The sequence below is a fragment of the Methylobacterium sp. Leaf111 genome (assembly GCF_001423285.1).
Classification (GTDB): Bacteria; Pseudomonadota; Alphaproteobacteria; order Rhizobiales; family Beijerinckiaceae; genus Methylobacterium.
This window is the reverse complement of record NZ_LMNE01000006.1, coordinates 72,009-90,139: the sequence shown is the minus strand read 5'-3', so window position 1 is coordinate 90,139 and position 18,131 is coordinate 72,009. Positions and strand designations below refer to the sequence as shown.

Here is an 18,131-nt window from a genome sequence, read left to right as displayed (position 1 = left end):
TCGTCGCACGCGACCGGTGATCGACCGCAACGATTCGCTCATTCTGCGCATTACGCGCATTAGGTCAACAATTTTGCGTGATACGCGCAATCTTGAGCGGGTGCCCTGGCGGCGCATCCCGTCGAGGCCGGATCGCTTCGCGGTCCGCCATCTGCGCCGTCGGGGGCGCGCCTCAGGACAGCAGGCCGGGGAGCGCCAGGGCGGTGGTGGTGACGCCGATGGCGGCGAGCAGCGCGAGGACGAGGGCGCGGAACCGGCGCTGGTCGATCTGCGCGAACAGCGACAGCCCGGCCAGCACGCTGACGAGGACGATGGGGAGGCCGAGGGCGAGGTCGCCCAGGAGCTCGGGCGGGAACGGGTTGAGCACGGCCAGGATCGCCAGGGACCAGACCTGCAGGACCAGGGTAAAGCTCTGGTAGACCGCCCGCTGCATGCGCGGGTCCCAGCCGCGCACCAGGCTCCAGGCGGTGGGAAGCGCGCCCGACAGCCCGGCGATGCCGCCGAGGATGCCGCCGAGGAAGCCCACGGCGCCGTCGCTCCAGGCATTGCCGAACGACACCCGGAAGTCGCTGCGCAGCAGCGCCACGCCGGCGCTGTAGAGGATCAGGAAGACCCCGATCAGCACCTTGATCAGAGCGGGGTTGAGATCGTTCAGGAGGTAGATGCCGATCGGCGCCCCGAGGAGGCCGGGGCCGATCATCGCCAGGGCCGTCGCCCGCGGCGGCAGGGTCCGCAGCCGCATCACCGACAGGGCCTGCGAGAGGATGCTGCAGGTCAGCACCAGGGCCGTCGCCTCGACGGGCGCCCGGATCGACAGCAGGGTGCCGGAGGCCACCAGGGCGAAGGCGAAGCCCGTCAGGCCGGAGATGAGGCCGGCGCAGCTCAGGCACAGGACGATCTGGAGGGTCTCGCTCACGCTGCGTCTCGGTCTGCCGGGAAATCGTCGGGGTGCGTGACGGCCGGACCGCACGACGTGAGTACTTATGTCTTATATAAGATTACCGTGGGATCAAGCTGGTGCCTGCCTGGACGGCACGCTCCGGAGGCTGATGCGATACGCTCGGGCTCGTTCCCCCCGCCCGGATCCCCGGTCGAGACAGATTCACCTCGCGGATTGACGCCGGAAAATCTCATGTCTTATATAAGACTCAGTCGCCGCAAAGAGCCGACGGCTTCACCCAGGAGGATCTCGGAATGAACAGCCACGCCGGATCGGGCGAGGGGCGGACGAAGCCGCACCTTCTCGCCCACAGCCCGCTGGACAACGTCGCCGTCGCGGTCATCGAGGGCCTGCGTGCCGACACCGATGCGTTCGGCGTCATCACCGAGGACGATTCGACCTTCGCGGTGCATGTCCGCCACGACATCCCGATCGGCCACAAGGTGGCGCTCACCGACCTGAAGGCCGGCGATACGGCCATCAAGTACGGCCAGGACATCGGCAAGATCGTCCAGGACGTCGCCAAGGGCGAACACGTCCATGTCCAGAACCTCAAGACGAAGCGCTGGTGAGGTCGCGATGCCCGGAGAGACCATCATGAACGCCCCCGAGACCACCTCCCCCTTCGTCGGCGGAGCCCCCGACCAGTTCGCCACCGGCGCCCTCGGCGCCGCCCGCCCCTCGGCGGACATCGCGGCCGCCACCTTCATGGGCTGGCGCCGCGAGAACGGCCGCGTCGGCGTGCGCAACCACGTCGTCCTCCTGCCCCTGGACGATCTCTCGAACGCCTCCTGCGAGGCGGTCGCCAACCTCGTCAAGGGCACGATGGCCCTGCCCCACGCCTATGGCCGCCTGCAGTTCGGCGAGGATCTCGAGCTCCATTTCCGCACCCTGATCGGCATCGGCTCCAACCCGAACGTCGCCGCCGTGGTGGTGATCGGCATCGAGGACCAGTGGACCAACCGGATCGTCGAGGGCATCGCCAAGACCGGCAAGCCCGTGGTCGGCTTCGGCATCGAGGGGCACGGCGACATCGCCACCATCGCCAAGGCGAGCTACCAGGCCAAGCGCTTCGTGCAGTGGGCGACCGAGCTGCCCCGCGAGGAATGCCCGATCTCGGACCTCTGGATCTCGACGAAGTGCGGCGAGTCCGACACCACCACCGGCCTGTCCTCCTGCCCCACCGTGGGCAACCTCTACGACAAGCTGATCCCGCAGGGGATCTACGGCGTGTTCGGCGAGACCTCGGAGATCACCGGCGCCGAGCACCTCTGCCGCGAGCGCGCCGCCACGCCGGAGATCGGCGACAAGTGGTTCTCCATGTGGAAGTCCTACCAGGACGACGTCATCGAGGCCCATAAGACGGACGACCTCTCGGACTCCCAGCCGACCAAGGGCAACATCCTCGGCGGCCTGAGCACCATCGAGGAGAAGGCGCTCGGCAACCTCGAGAAGATCGGCCACGACTGCCGCTACATCGACGCGCTGCAGCCGGCCGAGTCCCCCGCCCGGGGACCGGGCCTGTACTACATGGACACCTCCTCGGCGGCGGCCGAGTGCGTGACCCTGATGGCGGCGGCGGGCTACGTGGTCCACACCTTCCCCACCGGCCAGGGCAACGTCATCGGCAACCCGATCGTCCCGGTGATCAAGATCACCGGCAACCCACGCACGGTGCGCACCATGGGCGAGCACATCGACGTCGACGTCTCGGGCGTGCTCACCCGGGAGATGACCATCCCGCAGGCCGGCGACGCCCTGATCGACATGGTGGTGCGGACCGCGAACGGACGGCTCACGGCCGCCGAATCCCTCGGCCACCGTGAGTTCGTGATGACGAAGCTGTACCGGAGCGCCTGACCGGCGGCCTCTCCCGCCGCGTTCCGGCCTGGAACGCGGCGTCCCGCCCCGACGCCATCGGGGTTTTCGCGAAGGCGGAGTTTTTCGCGAAGGGATGAAGACCGCGCAGCGGCGCATCCCGTTCGAAGCGCGCGTGGGAGGAATGCCGATGCGGTTCGCGCCAATGAAATTCTTGCGATCGATCTACGGCCAGGTCCTGATCGGCATCGCCCTCGGCATCGTCGTGGGCGTGCTGGCCCCCGGCTTCGCCGTCGGCCTGAAGATCCTCGGCGACATGTTCATCAACCTGATCAAGATGGTCGTCGGGCCGGTGATCTTCTGCACGGTGGTGGTCGGCATCGCCCATGTGGGCGACATGAAGAGCGTCGGCCGCATGGGCCTGAAGACCCTCGTGTACTTCGAGGTCTCGACCACCGTGGCCCTCGGCGCCGGCCTCCTCTTCGTCAACCTGCTGCGGCCGGGCGACGGCATCAACGCCACGGTGGAGAGCCTGGACGCCCAGAGCGTCGCCACGATCGCCGGCAAGGCCCACGCCCAGAGCGTGATGGAGATCATCGCCAACATCATCCCGCACAGCGCTGTCGACGCCTTCGCCAAGGGCGACCTGCTGCAGGTGATGTTCTTCTCCGTGCTGGTGGGGATGGGCCTCGCCGCCATGGGGCCGAAGGGGCAGTTCCCCCTCCGGGTCATCCACGCCTTCGGCGAGATCCTGATGAAGGTCGTGGGCATCATCATGCGCTTCGCCCCCATCGGGGCGTTCGGGGCCATGGCCTTCACCATCGGCAAGTTCGGCCTCGGCATCCTGGCCCAGTACGGGATGCTGATCCTGTCCCTCTACCTGACCTTCTTCGTGTTCATCGTGCTGTTCCTCGGCGGCGTGATGCGGTTCTACGTGGGCCTGAGCCTGTGGAAGCTGTTCCTCTACGTCCGCGAGGAGATGTTCATCCTGCTCGGCACGACCAGCACGGAATCGGTCCTACCGCGCCTGATGGCCAAGCTCGGCGGACTCTCCGTCGAGAAGGGCGTCACCGGCCTGGTGATGCCGGCGGGCCTGTCCTTCAACATGGACGGCTCGTGCATCTACCTCACCATGGCGATCGGCTTCATCGCCCAGGCGCTCAACATCCCGCTCACCTGGGAGCAGGGGCTCGGGATCCTCGCCATCGCGCTGGTGACCTCGAAGGGGGTGGCCGGGGTCGCCGGGGCCATCCTGTTCGTGCTCGCCGCCACCCTGCAGGCGTCCCAGCTCCTCCCCGTCGCCGGCATCGCGCTGATCATCGGCGTCGACCGCATCCTCAACGAGCTGCGCTGCATCACCAACGCCATCGGCAACATGGTGGCGACCCTGGTGATCGCCCGCTGGGAGGGCAAGATCGACCTCGCCCATGCCCGCGCCGTCCTCGACGGACGCATCCAGCCCGACCTCGACAGCCTGGACGAGCCGGACGAGGCGATGGCGGAGGCGCCCGCCCCCACCGCCCCGAGCCCGGCCCGCCACCGGGCGATGCCCGCCGCGATCCCCGCCACCTGACGGGCCGCGTCCCCGCAAACCGGAGGCCCAGCGCCGTGACACCATCCACCCTGACGCCCTCAGAGACGACGACATCCCGAACCGGCCGCGTGCCGAAGGTCGTGATCGCCGAGTTCATGGACGAGGCCGCCATCGCGGCCGAGCTCGGCGGGTTCGCGACCCTGTACGACCCGGCCCTGGTCGACCGGCCGGAGGACCTGCGGGCGGCGCTGGCCGATGCGGACGCCCTCGTGGTCCGCAACCGCACCCAGGTGAGCGCGGCCCTCCTGGCCGCCGCCCCCGACCTGAAGGTGGTCGGGCGCCTCGGCGTCGGCCTCGACAACATCGACCTCGCGGCCTGCCGGGCCCGCGGCGTCGCCGTCTATCCCGCCACCGGCGCCAACGACGTCGCGGTGGCCGAGTACGTGATCGGCACCGCCATGCTCCTCCTGCGCGGCGCCTACGGGGCCAGCGCCGCGGTGGCGGCCGGGACCTGGCCGCGCAATGCCCTGATGGGCCGGGAGATCTCGGGCAAGCGCCTCGGCCTCGTCGGCTTCGGCGCCATCGCCCGCGAGACCGCCCGCCGTGCCCTCGCCCTCGGGATGGAGGTCTCGGCCCACGACCCCTTCCTGCCGGCCGACGACCCGGCCTGGCGGCCGGATTGCGGTCCGGTGGCGCGCGCCGATCTCGCCGGGCTCATCGCCGAAAGCGACGTCCTGTCCCTGCACGTGCCGCTGACGCCCGAGACCCGGGGGATGATCGATGCGGACGCCCTCGCCCGGATGCCCGCCGGGGCGGTGTTCATCAATGCCGCCCGGGGCGAGGTGGTCGACGGCGCGGCCGTGGCGGCGGCTTTGCGGGCCGGGCATCTCGGCGGGGCCGCCCTCGACGTCTTCCCGCAGGAACCCCTCGCGGCCGCCGCGGGCGCCCTCTTCCGCGACGTGCCCAACCTCATCCTGACGCCGCACATCGCCGGGGTGACCCGGGAATCGAACGTGCGCGTGTCCCGCGTCACGGCCCAGGCCGTGCGCCGCCACCTCTCCGAGGACTGAAACGCCATGACCACCCTGAGCCTCGCCGCCGCCCACGCCCTCGTCAGCGAGGCCCTGGTCCGCTGCGGAACCCGCGCGCCCGCTGCCCGCAGCGTCGCTCGCGCCCTCGTGGGCGCCGAGGCCGACGGGCTGAAGGGCCACGGGCTCTCGCGGGTGGCCGCCTATGCGGCCCAGGTCCGGGCCGGCAAGGTGGTGGGCGACGCCGCGGTCGCGGTGAGCCGGCCCCGGCCCGGGCTCCTCGCCGTCGATGCCGCCCACGGCTTCGCCTACCCGGCCCTCGACGCGGTGGTGGAGCAACTCCCGGCCGTGGTCCGTGCGCAGGGCGTCGCGGCGGCCGGCATCCGGCGCTCGCACCATTGCGGCGCGGCCGGCCGTCCCGTCGAGGCCCTGGCCGAGGCCGGGCTCGTAGCGATCCTGCTGGCCAACACCCCCGCCGCCATGGCGCCCTGGGGCGGATCCCGGGCGGTGTTCGGGACGAACCCCCTCGCCTTCGCCTGCCCCCTGCCCGGCCGCGCGCCGATCGTGGTCGACCTGTCCCTCTCGAAGGTGGCCCGCGGCGCGATCATGGCCGCCCGCCAGCGCGGCGAGGCCATCCCCGAGGGCTGGGCCCTCGATGCCGCGGGCGCGCCGACCACCGACCCGGCCGCGGCCCTGAAGGGCACCATGGTGCCGCTCGGCGACGCCAAGGGCACGGCGCTGGCCCTGATGGTGGAACTCCTCGCGGCCGGCCTGACCGGCGGGCGCTTCGCCGGCGAGGCGAGCTCGTTCCTCGACGCCGAGGGCGATCCGCCGGGCACCGGGCAGCTCGTCATCGCCCTCGCGGCGGATGCCTTCGGCCCCGGGGCGCTGGCCCGGTTCGCGGAGCTCGCCGGCTCCATCGAGGCGCAGGACGGGGCCCGCCTGCCCGGGGCCCGCCGCCTCGCCCTCCGGGCCCGGGCCGAGGCCGAGGGGCTCGCCGTCCCGGACGCCCTCGTGGCCGAGATCAAGGCGCTCTGACGATGAAGGCCGCCCTCCCGAGCGGGACCCGCCCCCGGCCGCCGGCCCTGCGGATCGACCGATTGCCCGGAGCGGGGCTCGGCCTTAACGAGGGACGGGACACCGTGCTGGGAAACCTCTCCTTTCCTCCGCCCACGCCCGGGGAGCAGCGGCGCACCGACATGGAACGCACAGGTGGGAATGCGGTGGGTTTCCGGCCGCTCTATCGGCAGGTCTACGACACGCTCCTGCGCCGCCTCGCCGACGCCGTCTGGCAGCCGGGCCAGATCCTGCCCAGCGAGGGCGTGCTGGCGGCCGAGCTCGGCGTCAGCCAGGGCACGGTCCGCAAGGCCCTCGACGCCCTCACCGCCGACAGCCTGCTGGTGCGCCGCCAGGGGCGCGGCACCTTCGTGGCCGAGCACGACGACAAGCAGAGCGTCTTCCGCTTCTTCAAGCTGCGCCCCGACGGGGCGGTGGCCGGCACCCCCACCAGCCGCGTCGTGGCGATCGCGGAGGCCGCGGCCACCATCGACGAGCGCGACCGGCTCGCCCTCCTGCGCAACGCGCGCGTGGTGCGGCTGGAGCGAGTGCGCGCCCTCGACGGACGGATCTGCCTCGTTGAGACGATCGCCGTGCCGTCGAGCCTGTTCCCCGGCCTGGCCGCGATGGAGCTCCCGAACACGCTCTACAGCCTCTACGCGACCCGGTTCGGCATCACGATCGCCACCGCGCACGAGCGCCTCAAGGCGATCGCCCTGGCCCCCGACAAGGCGCCCCTGCTGGGGGTGCCGGCGGGGATTCCGGTGCTCGAGGTCGACCGGGTCGCCGTCGATCTCGAGGACCGGCCGGTGGAGTGGCGCCTGTCGACCTGCCTCACCGAGGACATCCACTACGCCTCCGTCCTGCGCTGACCGCGCGGGACGGCTTCAGCCGGACGGGAGAGACCGGGATGACCGAGACCGATCGCAGAACGCTCCTCCGGCAGGCCGGGGCCGGCCTGCTCGCGGCGTCCGGCGCTGCCCTGGCGCCCTGGGCGGCCCGGGCCGGCGAGGTCGTCACCCTGCCCTTCGGCAACGGCGAGCGCCCCCTGGTGGCCTATCCGGGCAAGCGCCCGCTCCTGCAGATGACGGCGCGGCCGCCGCAGCTCGAGACGCCCTTCGCGGTGTTCGACGAAGGGGTGATTACGCCGAACGACGCCTTCTTCGTTCGCTACCACCTCGCCGACATTCCGACCGCGATCGATCCCGAGACCTTCCGCCTGACGGTGTCGGGGCATGTGGACGGACCGGTCGGACTGTCGCTGGCCGCCCTGAAGGCGATGCCGGGCGCCGAGATCGTCGCGGTCAACCAGTGCTCGGGCAATTCGCGTGGCTTCGTCGCGCCGCGGGTCGCCGGCGGGCAGCTCGCCAACGGCGCCATGGGCAACGCCCGCTGGACCGGCGTGCCCCTGAAGGCCGTGCTCGACCGGGCGGGCGTGAAGGCCGGGGCGGTGCAGGCCGTCTTCGAGGGCCTCGACGGCCCGGTCCTGCCCGAGACCCCGGACTTCGCCAAGGCGCTCGCCATCGACCATGCCCGCGACGGCGAGGTGATGCTGGCCTGGGCCATGAACGGCGAGGACCTGCCCTGGCTCAACGGCTATCCCCTGCGCCTCGTGGTGCCGGGCTTCTACGGCACCTACTGGGTCAAGCACCTCAGCGCGATCACGGTGACGGACAAGCCCTACGAGGGATTCTGGATGCGCGCGGCCTACCGCATCCCGGACAATGCCTGCGCCTGCGTCGAGCCCGGCCAGACCCCCAAGGCCACCGTGCCGATCAACCGCTTCGCCATCCGCTCCTTCATCACCAACCTCGCCGACGGGGCCGCGATCCCGGCCGGGCGGACGGCGTTGCGCGGCATCGCCTTCGACGGCGGTTCGGGCATCCGGGCGGTGGCGGTCTCCACCGATGACGGGCGAAGCTGGACGGAGGCGCACCTCGGCCCCGATCTGGGGCGCTATGCATTCCGGCCCTGGACCCTGTCGGTCGACCTCCCCGCGGGGGCGCATGCCCTCCGGGTCCGGGCGACGGGCCAGGACGGCGCCACCCAGCCGATGGAACCGCGCTGGAACCCGCCGGGCTACATGCGCAACGTCGTCGAGACCGTCCGGGTGCAGGCCGCATGAGGAGAGACAGGATGACCGTGCGTTCCCGCGCGGCGGCGCTGGCCGCCACCGGCCTCCTGGCCGGACTTTGGGCCGGCCTGCCGGCCGCCGCCGCGCCCCGGACCTACGACCTGCCGGAGCCGACCGCGCAGCTGCGCTCGGCCCCCGGCCACGAGGCCGGCCGCGCGTCAGCCGAAGCCCATTGCCAGAGCTGCCACGGGGTGGACTACATCGCGATGCAGCCGCCGGGCCAGGGCGCGGCCTTCTGGACCAGCGAGGTGACGAAGATGCGCAAGGTCTATCACGCCCCGGTCGACGAGGCGGACGGCAAGGCCATCGCGGACTACCTCGCGGCGGCGTACTAGGCGTCGGACCGAATGACGGACGCCGCACCGGGCGGCGCCGGACCCTTACAGGATGGCGGTGATGAAGGCGGCAACCTGCGCATGAGCGTTCGCGACCATCTGCGCCACCGGCTCGTCGGCCAGGTAGACGCGGCTCGCCGTCAGAGTTGCGGCGACCAGCCAGAAGCCGATCACGGCGACGCTGCGCGCCCGACGGTCGCCCGCGGTGGGGGCGCCCTGGCACGCGATCTCGACGGGCTCGCCGAAGGGATCGTAGGCCATCGCTGCGTTGTCGGACCGGTTGCTCATGGCGGTGAATGTCGCGCTTCGACCCTGCCCAATCAATGGATGGGTTTTGCGAAGATTTTCGCCACGGGAGAGCATTGTTCTCGCGGCCGCGCCCGGGGCAGAATTTCCTTCCGATTGCCTCGCGGAAAGGCAGCATGAGCACCAAGAGCATCACGACGGCCCCCGCCGGAGCGGGCAAGCCGGAGGCCGCCGGTGGCCGGATCGCCTCCCTGGTGCCCGGCCTCTGCGTCTGCCTCGCCGTCACGGCGGCGGCCCTGGCCGTCCAGGCCCTGGAGGAGCGCGCCACGGGCCACCCCTACGTCGAGGCCCTGGTCATCGCGATCCTGCTGGGGATCGCGCTGCGCACCCTGTGGAGCCCGGGCGAGCGCTTCCGGGCCGGCATCGCCTTCTCGGCCAAGCAGGTGCTCGAACTGGCCGTCACCCTGCTCGGCGCCTCGATCAGCCTCGGGGCCATCGTCGCCTCCGGCACGAGCCTCCTCGTGGGCATCGTCGCCACGGTGGTGCTGGCGATCGTGGCCAGCTACGCCATCTGCCGGGTGCTCGGCCTGCCGTCCCGCATGGCGATCCTGGTGGCCTGCGGCAACGCGATCTGCGGCAACTCCGCCATCGCCGCGGTGGCGCCGGTGATCGGGGCCGACAGCAAGGACGTGGTGGCCGCCATCGCCTTCACGGCGGTGCTCGGCGTGCTGATGGTGCTGGGCCTGCCCCTGTTCATCCCCCTCGCCGGCCTGTCCGAGCACCAGTACGGCACCCTGGCGGGCCTCACCGTCTATGCGGTGCCGCAGGTGCTCGCCGCCACGGTGCCGGTGGGCATCCTGGCGACCCAGGTCGGCACCCTGGTCAAGCTCGTGCGCGTCCTGATGCTCGGGCCGGTGGTTGTGGCCTTCTCGTTCATCGCGCCGCACTTGCCGGCGGAGGGCGCGTCGGCCAAGGGCCGGCCCGGGCGCCTCGGCTTCTTCAAGATCGTGCCCTGGTTCATCCTGGGCTTCCTGGCGCTCGCGACCCTGCGCTCGGCCGGGCTCATCCCGGACGCGGCCTCCCAGCCGGTGACGCGGCTGGCGGGCCTCCTCACCGTGGTGTCGATGGCGGCGCTCGGCCTCGGCGTCGACGTGCGGGTGCTGGCGCGGGTGGGCGGCCGGGTCACCCTGGCGGTGACCGGCTCCCTCGTCGTCCTCCTGGTCGTCAGCCTGTCCCTGATCTGGGCCCTCGGGATCGCCTGAGCGGGTCCCCGGCGGCGGCCCGAATCCGGCCGCCGCTCGTCCGTCAGGCGGAACGGCCCTCTCGGAGGAAGGGCCTGTCTCAGACGAAGTGCTTGGAGAGCTTCAGCCCCTGGGCCTGGTAGTTCGAGCCCGCGCCCGCGCCGTACAGGGTGGCGGGGCGCTCGGCCATGCGCTCGTAGACGAGGCGGCCGACGATCTGGCCGTCCTCGAGCAGGAACGGCACGTCGCGCGAGCGCACCTCGAGGACGGCGCGGGCCCCCGCCCCGCCCGCGGCGGCGAAGCCGAAGCCCGGATCGAAGAAGCCGGCGTAGTGGACCCGGAACTCGCCGACCAGGGGGTCGAACGGCACCATCTCGGCGGCGAAGTCGGGCGGCACCTGCACGGCCTCCTTGGAGGCCAGGATGTAGAACTGGCCGGGATCGAGGATCAGGGCCCGGGACGGGTCGGCGTGCAGGGGCTCCCAGAAATCCGCCGCCCGGTGCGTGCCCGGGGCGTCGACGTCGACGAGGCCGGTATGGCGCCGGGCGCGGTAGCCGATGAGGCCGGAGAAGCCCGCGAGGTCGATGGAGACGCCGATGCCGCCCTGGAAGGTCGGGGTCGGGGCGTCGACCAGGGGCGAGGCCGCGTGCAGCGCCGCGAGCTCGGCGTCGCTGAGGCGGGGCTCGCCGCGCCGGAACCGGATCTGCGACAGGCGCGAGCCGGTGCGGACCTTCACCGGGAAGGTGCGGGGCGAGATCTCCGCATAGAGCGGCCCGTGATAGCCGGCCTCGACCTGGTCGAAGGCGGCGCCCCGGTCGGTGATGACGCGGGTGAAGACGTCGATGCGGCCGGTGGAGCTCTTCGGGTTGGCGCTGGCCGCGAGGTCGCCCGGCAGGGCGAGATGCTCCTGCAGCTCGGCGATGTACACGCAGCCCGTTTCCAGCACGGCCCCGTGGCGCAGGTCCATCTCGTGCAGGGCGAAGGCCTCGATGCAGGCGGAGACCGTGCGGGTGCCGGGCAGGAAGCTGGTGCGCACGCGGAACACCCGGGCGCCGAGGCGCAGGTCGAGGCTCGCGGGCTGGATCTGGTCGGGCGCGTAGGGCGTGTCGGGCCGGATCGCGCCCGCGCGCGTCAGCGCTGCGATCCCGGCCGCAGCCAGAATCCCGTGCTGGCGGCTGTCCGCCCCGTCCTGCATCGCGGCCCGAATCCCGTCTTGCATCCGCTCGCACCACCCGCTCGTCGATCGGGCACCACCCCGGCGGCCGGGGCGGGAACGCCGCATTCTGCACGAAATGCGGCCGGATCGCCTAAGGTCCGGTTAAGCCTCCGGGTCTTGCGCGATCCGCAGGACGATCCAGGCAAGGACGAGGCGCGCGATGGCGCCCATGGCGATCAGACCCGCGAGCGCGCTGGCGAGGATCGGGAAGCCGGCGGGCCAGGCCGCCAGGGCGACGGCGAACAGGACCGTGCCGAGGCCGGCGGCCGGTCCGAAGGCCAGCACCAGGGAGGGCAGGCCGGCGATCCGGGGCGGCCCGCCTCCGCGGCGGGCCAGCCAGGCCCCCGCCCCCTGCGCCAGCCCGTCGAGGGCCAGCGCCACGGCCAGCGCCAGGGCGGCCCAGCCGTTGCGCTCGGGCGCGGCCCAGGCGAAGGCGGCGGTCAGGCCCGCGAGGGCGAGGCTGGCGAGGAGGGCCCGGCCGGCGGACCGGACGGACGGGCGCGAAACGGTCTCCTCGACCACGGGGCACGGACCTCGTTCTTGCGCGGGCACCCCCGCATTCGCCACGATTGACGCGGTTTTGCGAGGGCCGTACCACGACGCCCTGTGCTTGTCGCGAACGCAGCGCGCTCGGGGTTCAGGTCCGGCCAGGGAGGCATGACGGGGATGTACAAGGCCCAGACGCGCGGGATCAGCGTGACCGTGATGCCTCGCTTCGTCGAGGAAGAATCGTCGCCGGCCGAGAGCCGCTACTTCTTCGCCTACACGGTCGAGATCGTGAACAACGGCCCCGAGCAGGTGCAGCTGCGCTCCCGCCACTGGCGCATCGTCGACGGGCGCGGCGAGACCCAGGAGGTCCGCGGCGCCGGGGTGGTCGGCAAGCAGCCGGTGCTCGAGCCGGGCGAATCGTTCAGCTACACCAGCGGCTGCCCGCTCACCACGCCGGACGGCCTGATGGCCGGCAGCTACACCATGGCGACCCATGGGGGCGAGAGCTTCGAGGCGGAGATCCCGGCCTTCTCGCTCGATTCGCCCCATGTCCGCCGCAGCGTGCACTAGGGCGATGTCCACCGAAGGCCCGCGCCCGGAGACCCTCGACTGGCTGGCGCGGCTCGTGGCCTTCGACACCGAGAGTTCGAAATCGAACCTCGCGCTCATCGACTGCGTGGCGGCCGCCCTCGACGACCTCGGCGTGCCCTTCGTCCGCGTGCCCAACGCGGCCGGCGACAAGGCGGCCCTGTTCGCCACCATCGGCCCGATGGTCGACGGCGGCATCGTGCTCTCGGGCCATACCGACGTGGTGCCGGTGACGGGGCAGGCCTGGAGCGCCGACCCCTTCACCCTGCGGGTGAAGGACGGGCGTGCCTACGGGCGCGGCGCCGTCGACATGAAGGGCTTCTGCGCCCTGGCGCTCGCGGCGATCCCGCGCTTCCAGGCCGCCGGCCTCGAGCGTCCGATCCACATCCTCCTGTCCTACGACGAGGAGACCACCTGCCTGGGTGTGGCCGACACGATCGCGCGGTTCGGGGCCGACCTGCCGCGCCCGGGCGCGGTGATCGTCGGCGAGCCCACCGACCTCGAAGTGGCCGACGCGCACAAGAGCATCGTCACCTATCTCACCACCGTGCACGGGCACGAGGCCCACTCGGCCAAGCCGATGCTCGGGGCCAACGCCGTGATGGCGGCGGCCGACCTCGTCTCGGAGCTGAACCGGATCGCCGACGCGATGATCGCCCGGGGCGACGCCTCGGGCCGCTTCGACCCGCCCGCCACCACCGTGCATGTGGGCACCATCGCGGGTGGCACGGCCCGCAACATCCTGCCCAAGGTCTGCACCTTCCACTGGGAGTTCCGCGGCCTGCCCGACCTCGACATGGGCGAGATCCCCGCCCTGTTCGAGGCCAAGGTGGGCACCGTGCTGCGCGACCGGCTCAACCGCTACAGCGATTACGGGCGGATCGAGACGCTGGAGGAGGTGGCGGTGCCGGGCCTCGCCCCGGAGCCCGGCTCGGCGGCCGAGCGGCTGGCCCTCCGGGTGGCGGAGCGCAACCACACGATCTCGGTGCCCTACGCCACGGAGGCCGGGCGCTTCCAGGTCGCCGGCATCCCCACCGTGGTCTGCGGCCCCGGCTCCATCGACCAGGCGCACCAGCCGGACGAGTACATCACGCTCGCGGCGCTCAAGGCCGGCGAGGCCTTCATGGACCGCCTCGCGGCGGCGTGCGTGACGCCATGACCGCCTTCACGCCCCGCACCATCGCGGCGGACGGGCCGGTGAAGCTGCGCCCGCTGGAGCGCGAGGACCTGATGTTCGTGCATCAGCTCAACAACAACGACAGCATCATGCGCTACTGGTTCGAGGAGGCCTACGAGTCCTTCGCCGAACTGGCGCAGCTCTACGAGCGCAACATCCACAACCAGACCGAGCGGCGCTTCATCATCGCCAATGCGGACGGCGCCCCCGCCGGCCTCGTCGAGCTCGTGGAGATCAACCACCTGCACCGGCGCTGCGAATTCCAGATCGCGATCCACCCGGCCTTCCAGGGCCAGGGCTACGCCCCGCGGGCCACGCGCATCGCCATGGACTACGCCTTCAGCGTCCTCAACATCCACAAGCTCTACCTGCACGTGGACAAGGACAATGCCCGCGCGGTGCGGATCTACGAGCGCTGCGGCTTCGAGCCCGAGGGCATCCTGAAGGACGAGTTCTTCGTCAACGGCAAGTACCGCGACGCGGTGCGGATGTGCCTGTTCCAGCCCGCCTACCTCGCCCGCCGGGGCGGCGGCGACATCGCCGATCCCGTCCTGAAGGCCTGAGCGCCGGGCCCCCGCGAGGAGGTCCGGCGCCGCGTTCAGGTCCTGCGATCGGCCTTCGCGATCAGTTGCGGCCCGCGCCGCCCTGCCCGCCGCTGCGCTCGCCGCCACCCATGCTGCCGGCCTTGCCGCCCTGCGCGCCGGCATTCGGGCCGCGCTCGGCCCCGCCGGTCCGGTTGCCGGTGTTCATGGTGCCGCGCTCGGCGCCGCCCGAGCGGTCGGCCGCGTTGCGGATGCCCGAGCCCTCGGTCCCGCGGTCGCGGTTCGTGTCGCGCTCGGCCGAGGCGCCGTTGCGGCCCCCCTGCTGGCGGGTGTCGGCGTTGCGGATGCCATCCCGCGACGTGGTCTCGGGCGAGCGGACGTTGCGCGTGTCGCGCCGCGCGTCGGTACGGGACGAGACGGCCTTGCCGCGGAAGCCCCGCTCCTCGAAGCGGGCGCCGACGGTGCCGCCCCGGCGTTCGGTCACCGTCAGGCGGCGATACTCGGGCGAGCCGTAGACCACGCGCTGGCCGCGCACCACGACATAGCGGGTGCCGGGACGGCGGGTGGTCGTCTCCTCGACGCGGACGAGGCGGCGGTACTGGGGCGAGCCGTAGAGGACGCGCTGACCGCGGATGGTGACGTAGCGCCGGCGTGCGCGCTCGACCACGCGGTCGCCGCCGCGATGCTCGATGGTGACGAGGCGGCGATATTCCGGCGAGCCGTAGACCACGCGCTGGCCGCCGATGAAGACGAAGCGGCCCGAGCGGCGTCCGCCCTCGAAGCGTTCGCTGCGCGACTCGCTGCGGGTGTTGACCGAGACGCGGTCGCGCTGCTCGCGGCCGCCGACCCGGTCCTCCCGGGACGAGGTCCGGGTCGCCCGGTCGCCGCGCGCGCCGTCGCGGTCGCCCCGGTCCGCGCTGCGGGCCTGCGAATCCTTGTTCTGCGAATCTCGGGCCTGAGAATCTCGGGCCTGGGAATCCCGGCCCTGGGACTCGCGGGCCGCCGTGTCGCCGCGCCCGCCGCTCTCCATGCGGCTGCCCTCGCGGCGTCCGCCCGCCTCGGCCCGTCCGCCCATCTCGCTGCGGGCGCCGCCCGAAGCGCCCTCGGCGCCGCCCTGGCTGCGGGCGGCGGCCCCACCACGGCCGCCGGCCTCGCTGCCGCCGGCGGTGCCGGCCTGGCCCGCGCCCTGGGCGTAGGCTGACGTCGTCATCAGCAGTGCCGTCAGACCGACGACGATATTCTTGCTGACCAGATTTTTGCCGACCACGAATGTCTTCATCGACGTTCCTCCTGAGCTCTTGTCGAGCACTCTTGAGAAACCCCAAACGTCGAAACCTGAGAAACGGTTCAAATGCGAGGCCCGGCTGTGGGCGCGAGCATTTGCAGCGTCTTGTCCTCGTCAAAGGTCAAGCTTGGCGATGCTGCCGCGACGTCTGTCGCGGCAGCCCCGGATCAGGGGCCCGACTGGGCTGCGACTTCGGCTTCCACCGCCGCCGGATCGAGGTCGTAGCGCCGTGAGCAGAACTCGCAGGTGATGCCGATGCGCCCGTCATCGGCGATCATGTCCCGGCGCTCCTGAGGCGAGAACGAGGTGATCATGCCCATCACCCGCTCGGTCGAGCAGCGGCACTGCTCGTGCACCGCCTGCGCCTCGAACACCCGCACGCCGCGCTCGTGGAACAGGCGGTAGAGCAGGCGCTCGGCCGAGACCTCCGGGTCGACGAGCTCGTGGTCCTCGATGGTAGACACGAGGCTGCGCGCCTCGACCCAGGCGTCGTCCTCGGGAACGCCGTTCGCGTCGAGGTGGACGTGGCCCTCGGGGATGTCGCCCGGGGGCAGGTCGGCGAGCCGGGCCCGGTCGATGGATTGCGGCAAGAACTGCACCAGGAGGCCACCGGCCCGGTAGGTCCGGGCGCCGCCGGCATATTGCTCGGCCACCGCGAGGCGGACCTGGGTCGGGATCTGCTCGGACTGGCGGAAGTACTGGTGCGCCGCCTCCTCGAGGCTCTGGCCCTCCAGGGCGACGACGCCCTGGTAGCGGCTGCTGGTGGGACCCTGGTCGATGGTCATGGCCAGGTGCCCCTGCCCGATCAGGTCCGGGTCCTGGAGCGGGCCGGCCCCGAGGGCGTCCACCCGCGCGGTGTCGAAGCGCGCCGTGGCGCGCAGGCGGTCGGGCGCCTCGAAGTCGACCACGATCATCTCCACCGGGCCGTCGGTCTTGGTCTGGAGTTGGAAGCGGCCCTCGAACTTCAGGGACGAGCCGAGGAGCACGGTGAGCGCCGCCGCCTCGCCGAGGAGGCGGGCCACCGCATCGGGATAGCCGTGCCGGCGCAGGATGGTGTCGACGGACGGGCCGAGGCGGACCACGCGGCCGCGCACGTCGAGGGCCTCGACGGCGAAGGGCAGCACCACGTCGTCATCGCCCTCGATGAGGAGCGGCGGGACGGATCCCGTGGTCGTTCCAGCAGGCATTCCAGAAGTCATGGCAGCTCCGATCGGGCTCGACGAACGCGAGGGCTGGGCCACGGACCGCGCGACCCCTCGGGGGCGGGGTCGTGAGATCGCCGAACGGTCTCGGCGGCGTACCGGTCGGAACGGCCGCGCGCGTCGCGCGGCCGCGCCCAACCCTCAGGGAAGAATGGTCCCCATATAGGGATCCGGGCGCGGCGGCGCGACGGGGCGGGGATGCGGCCCGTGCACGGGTGGTCCCGCACCAGGCCACCCCCCGGGGGCGTTCCCGGCCGTCAGAGGCCGTGGGCCTGCAGGCACCAGGCGAGGATGCCCTTCTGGGCATGCAGGCGGTTCTCGGCCTCGTCGAAGATCACCGATTGCGGGCCGTCGATCACTTCGGCGGTGACCTCCTCGCCGCGATGGGCCGGCAGGCAGTGCATGAAGATCGCGTCCTGGGCCGCGGCGGCCATCAGGCGGGCATCGACCCGGTAGGGCACCAGCAGGTTGTGCCGGTGCTGGTCGTCCTCGTCGCCCATGGAGACCCAGCAATCGGTGACCACCGCGTCCGCTCCGTCCACCGCTTCGTAGGCGTCGGTGGTGACGTTGACGGTGGCGCCCTGCGCCTTCGCCCAGTCGAGGAGCGGCTGGGGCGTCGACAGCTCCGGCGGGGCCGCGATGTTGAGGGTGAAGTCGAAGCGCGCGGCGGCGTGCACCCAGGAGGCGAGCACGTTGTTGGCGTCCCCCGACCAGGCCACGGTGCGGCCCCGGATCGGCCCGCGATGCTCCTCGAAGGTCAGGAGGTCGGCCATGATCTGGCACGGGTGCGAGACCTTGGTCAGGGCGTTGATCACCGGCACGGTGGCGTACTCGGCCAGCTCCAGCATCAGGCCGTGGTCCAGGATGCGGATCATGATCGCGTCGACGTAGCGCGAGAGCACCCGGGCGGTGTCGCCCACGGTCTCGCCGCGGCCGAGCTGCATCTCGCTCCCCGTCAGCATCAGGGTCTCGCCGCCGAGCTCGCGCATGCCGACGTCGAACGACACCCGGGTCCGGGTCGAGGGCCGGTCGAACACCATCGCCAGGGTCTTGCCGATGAGGGGGCGGTCCTCGGCCAGCGTGCCCTTGCGGCGGCGCGCCTTGATGCGGGCGGCGGCGTCCAGCACCGTGCGCAGCTGCTCGGCCGAGAAGTCCTTGAGGTCGAGGAAGTGGCGGGTTCCGTGGCCGGTCCCGTTCAGTGTCGTGGTCATCGGTCCGTTCTTCGTGTGCGTGGTCCCGGTCAGGGCAGCTTCGGTCGGGGCGGGGCGGCGTCGCGGCCGTCCGGTGACGCGCCCGGTTC

Annotated in this window: 19 protein-coding genes; 12 read left to right on the top strand and 7 right to left on the bottom strand. The window is 72.0% G+C overall.

Annotation, left to right across the window (positions count from 1 at the left end; translation table 11 throughout):
* Nucleotides 1–172 precede the first annotated feature (172 nt).
* Nucleotides 173–916, bottom strand: a complete 744-nt coding sequence (locus ASF41_RS07055; protein ID WP_056214123.1) for a sulfite exporter TauE/SafE family protein — start codon at nt 914–916, stop codon at nt 173–175.
* 278 nt (nt 917–1,194) lie between these two features.
* Between ASF41_RS07055 and ASF41_RS07050 the strand changes: the two genes are divergently transcribed.
* From ASF41_RS07050 to ASF41_RS07015, 8 genes are all read left to right on the top strand, one after another.
* Nucleotides 1,195–1,512: a UxaA family hydrolase gene (locus tag ASF41_RS07050; protein WP_056214120.1), complete on the top strand. Its 318-nt coding sequence runs from the start codon at nt 1,195–1,197 to the stop codon at nt 1,510–1,512.
* 7 nt (nt 1,513–1,519) lie between these two features.
* Entirely contained in the window at nt 1,520–2,800 is a 1,281-nt protein-coding gene (locus ASF41_RS07045) for a UxaA family hydrolase (RefSeq protein WP_082504143.1), read from the top strand.
* A gap of 163 nt (nt 2,801–2,963) precedes the next feature.
* The gene (locus ASF41_RS07040; RefSeq protein WP_056492008.1) at nt 2,964–4,331 is read left to right on the top strand and encodes a cation:dicarboxylate symporter family transporter; all 1,368 of its coding nucleotides are present in this window, start codon (nt 2,964–2,966) and stop codon (nt 4,329–4,331) included.
* A gap of 89 nt (nt 4,332–4,420) precedes the next feature.
* Nucleotides 4,421–5,362, top strand: a complete 942-nt coding sequence (locus ASF41_RS07035) for an NAD(P)-dependent oxidoreductase (protein ID WP_200941256.1) — start codon at nt 4,421–4,423, stop codon at nt 5,360–5,362.
* A 6-nt stretch (nt 5,363–5,368) separates the two neighbouring features.
* Nucleotides 5,369–6,358, top strand: a complete 990-nt coding sequence (locus tag ASF41_RS07030) for an Ldh family oxidoreductase (protein WP_056491932.1) — start codon at nt 5,369–5,371, stop codon at nt 6,356–6,358.
* Between the two features lie 161 nt (nt 6,359–6,519).
* Nucleotides 6,520–7,248 (top strand): GntR family transcriptional regulator, encoded by a 729-nt coding sequence (locus ASF41_RS07025; protein WP_056214262.1) that lies wholly within the window; start codon nt 6,520–6,522, stop codon nt 7,246–7,248.
* 38 nt (nt 7,249–7,286) lie between these two features.
* Entirely contained in the window at nt 7,287–8,501 is a 1,215-nt protein-coding gene (locus ASF41_RS07020; RefSeq protein ID WP_056491929.1) for a molybdopterin-dependent oxidoreductase, read from the top strand.
* Nucleotides 8,502–8,512: 11 nt separating this feature from the next.
* Entirely contained in the window at nt 8,513–8,845 is a 333-nt protein-coding gene (locus ASF41_RS07015; RefSeq protein ID WP_056491926.1) for a hypothetical protein, read from the top strand.
* 45 nt (nt 8,846–8,890) lie between these two features.
* On the opposite strand, the gene ASF41_RS07010 is transcribed toward ASF41_RS07015, so the two are convergent.
* Nucleotides 8,891–9,133: a hypothetical protein gene (locus ASF41_RS07010; protein ID WP_056214107.1), complete on the bottom strand. Its 243-nt coding sequence runs from the start codon at nt 9,131–9,133 to the stop codon at nt 8,891–8,893.
* 134 nt (nt 9,134–9,267) lie between these two features.
* Here ASF41_RS07010 and ASF41_RS07005 point away from each other — a divergent pair, with 134 nt between their 5' ends.
* Entirely contained in the window at nt 9,268–10,353 is a 1,086-nt protein-coding gene (locus ASF41_RS07005; RefSeq protein ID WP_082487065.1) for a YeiH family protein, read from the top strand.
* Nucleotides 10,354–10,432: 79 nt separating this feature from the next.
* Here the strand turns inward: ASF41_RS07005 and ASF41_RS07000 are convergent, their stop codons facing one another.
* Together ASF41_RS07000 and ASF41_RS06995 are read right to left on the bottom strand one after the other, a co-directional pair.
* The gene (locus tag ASF41_RS07000) at nt 10,433–11,551 is read right to left on the bottom strand and encodes a 2'-deoxycytidine 5'-triphosphate deaminase (protein ID WP_056214103.1); all 1,119 of its coding nucleotides are present in this window, start codon (nt 11,549–11,551) and stop codon (nt 10,433–10,435) included.
* A gap of 99 nt (nt 11,552–11,650) precedes the next feature.
* Nucleotides 11,651–12,070, bottom strand: a complete 420-nt coding sequence (locus tag ASF41_RS06995; RefSeq protein WP_056379702.1) for a hypothetical protein — start codon at nt 12,068–12,070, stop codon at nt 11,651–11,653.
* Nucleotides 12,071–12,214: 144 nt separating this feature from the next.
* Between ASF41_RS06995 and apaG the strand changes: the two genes are divergently transcribed.
* The 3 genes from apaG to speG are packed head-to-tail and all read left to right on the top strand — an operon-like array spanning nt 12,215 to nt 14,365.
* The gene (apaG, locus tag ASF41_RS06990; protein WP_055950877.1) at nt 12,215–12,607 is read left to right on the top strand and encodes a Co2+/Mg2+ efflux protein ApaG; all 393 of its coding nucleotides are present in this window, start codon (nt 12,215–12,217) and stop codon (nt 12,605–12,607) included.
* A 4-nt stretch (nt 12,608–12,611) separates the two neighbouring features.
* The gene (gene argE, locus ASF41_RS06985; RefSeq protein WP_056491923.1) at nt 12,612–13,784 is read left to right on the top strand and encodes an acetylornithine deacetylase; all 1,173 of its coding nucleotides are present in this window, start codon (nt 12,612–12,614) and stop codon (nt 13,782–13,784) included.
* Nucleotides 13,781–14,365, top strand: a complete 585-nt coding sequence (speG, locus tag ASF41_RS06980; RefSeq protein ID WP_056214091.1) for a spermidine N1-acetyltransferase — start codon at nt 13,781–13,783, stop codon at nt 14,363–14,365. The genes argE and speG overlap by 4 nt, the downstream gene beginning before the upstream one ends.
* A 61-nt stretch (nt 14,366–14,426) precedes the next feature.
* On the opposite strand, the gene ASF41_RS06975 is transcribed toward speG, so the two are convergent.
* The 3 genes from ASF41_RS06975 to argF all read right to left on the bottom strand — a co-directional run bounded on the left by ASF41_RS06975 (nt 14,427) and on the right by argF (nt 18,042).
* Nucleotides 14,427–15,623 carry a hypothetical protein gene (locus tag ASF41_RS06975; RefSeq protein ID WP_056491920.1) on the bottom strand — a complete coding sequence of 399 codons (1,197 nt, stop codon included), beginning with the start codon at nt 15,621–15,623 and terminating at the stop codon, nt 14,427–14,429.
* 173 nt (nt 15,624–15,796) lie between these two features.
* Entirely contained in the window at nt 15,797–16,816 is a 1,020-nt protein-coding gene (locus tag ASF41_RS06970; RefSeq protein WP_056491917.1) for an Hsp33 family molecular chaperone, read from the bottom strand.
* 272 nt (nt 16,817–17,088) lie between these two features.
* The gene (gene argF / locus ASF41_RS06965; RefSeq protein ID WP_056214080.1) at nt 17,089–18,042 is read right to left on the bottom strand and encodes an ornithine carbamoyltransferase; all 954 of its coding nucleotides are present in this window, start codon (nt 18,040–18,042) and stop codon (nt 17,089–17,091) included.
* Between the last annotated feature and the right edge of the window lie 89 nt (nt 18,043–18,131).

Bases quoted from the DNA above. Each gene is read 5' to 3' on its own strand.
- ASF41_RS07050 (WP_056214120.1), top strand. From the start codon at position 1,195: ATGAACAGCCACGCCGGATCGGGCGAGGGGCGGACGAAGCCGCACCTT.
- ASF41_RS07045 (WP_082504143.1), top strand. From the start codon at position 1,520: ATGCCCGGAGAGACCATCATGAACGCCCCCGAGACCACCTCCCCCTTC.
- ASF41_RS07040 (WP_056492008.1), top strand. From the start codon at position 2,964: ATGAAATTCTTGCGATCGATCTACGGCCAGGTCCTGATCGGCATCGCC.
- ASF41_RS07030 (WP_056491932.1), top strand. From the start codon at position 5,369: ATGACCACCCTGAGCCTCGCCGCCGCCCACGCCCTCGTCAGCGAGGCC.
- ASF41_RS07025 (WP_056214262.1), top strand. From the start codon at position 6,520: ATGGAACGCACAGGTGGGAATGCGGTGGGTTTCCGGCCGCTCTATCGG.
- ASF41_RS07020 (WP_056491929.1), top strand. From the start codon at position 7,287: ATGACCGAGACCGATCGCAGAACGCTCCTCCGGCAGGCCGGGGCCGGC.
- ASF41_RS07015 (WP_056491926.1), top strand. From the start codon at position 8,513: ATGACCGTGCGTTCCCGCGCGGCGGCGCTGGCCGCCACCGGCCTCCTG.
- ASF41_RS07010 (WP_056214107.1), bottom strand. From the start codon at position 9,133: ATGAGCAACCGGTCCGACAACGCAGCGATGGCCTACGATCCCTTCGGC.
- ASF41_RS07005 (WP_082487065.1), top strand. From the start codon at position 9,268: ATGAGCACCAAGAGCATCACGACGGCCCCCGCCGGAGCGGGCAAGCCG.
- ASF41_RS07000 (WP_056214103.1), bottom strand. From the start codon at position 11,551: ATGCAAGACGGGATTCGGGCCGCGATGCAGGACGGGGCGGACAGCCGC.
- apaG (WP_055950877.1), top strand. From the start codon at position 12,215: ATGTACAAGGCCCAGACGCGCGGGATCAGCGTGACCGTGATGCCTCGC.
- argE (WP_056491923.1), top strand. From the start codon at position 12,612: ATGTCCACCGAAGGCCCGCGCCCGGAGACCCTCGACTGGCTGGCGCGG.
- speG (WP_056214091.1), top strand. From the start codon at position 13,781: ATGACCGCCTTCACGCCCCGCACCATCGCGGCGGACGGGCCGGTGAAG.
- ASF41_RS06975 (WP_056491920.1), bottom strand. From the start codon at position 15,623: ATGAAGACATTCGTGGTCGGCAAAAATCTGGTCAGCAAGAATATCGTC.
- ASF41_RS06970 (WP_056491917.1), bottom strand. From the start codon at position 16,816: ATGCCTGCTGGAACGACCACGGGATCCGTCCCGCCGCTCCTCATCGAG.
- argF (WP_056214080.1), bottom strand. From the start codon at position 18,042: ATGACCACGACACTGAACGGGACCGGCCACGGAACCCGCCACTTCCTC.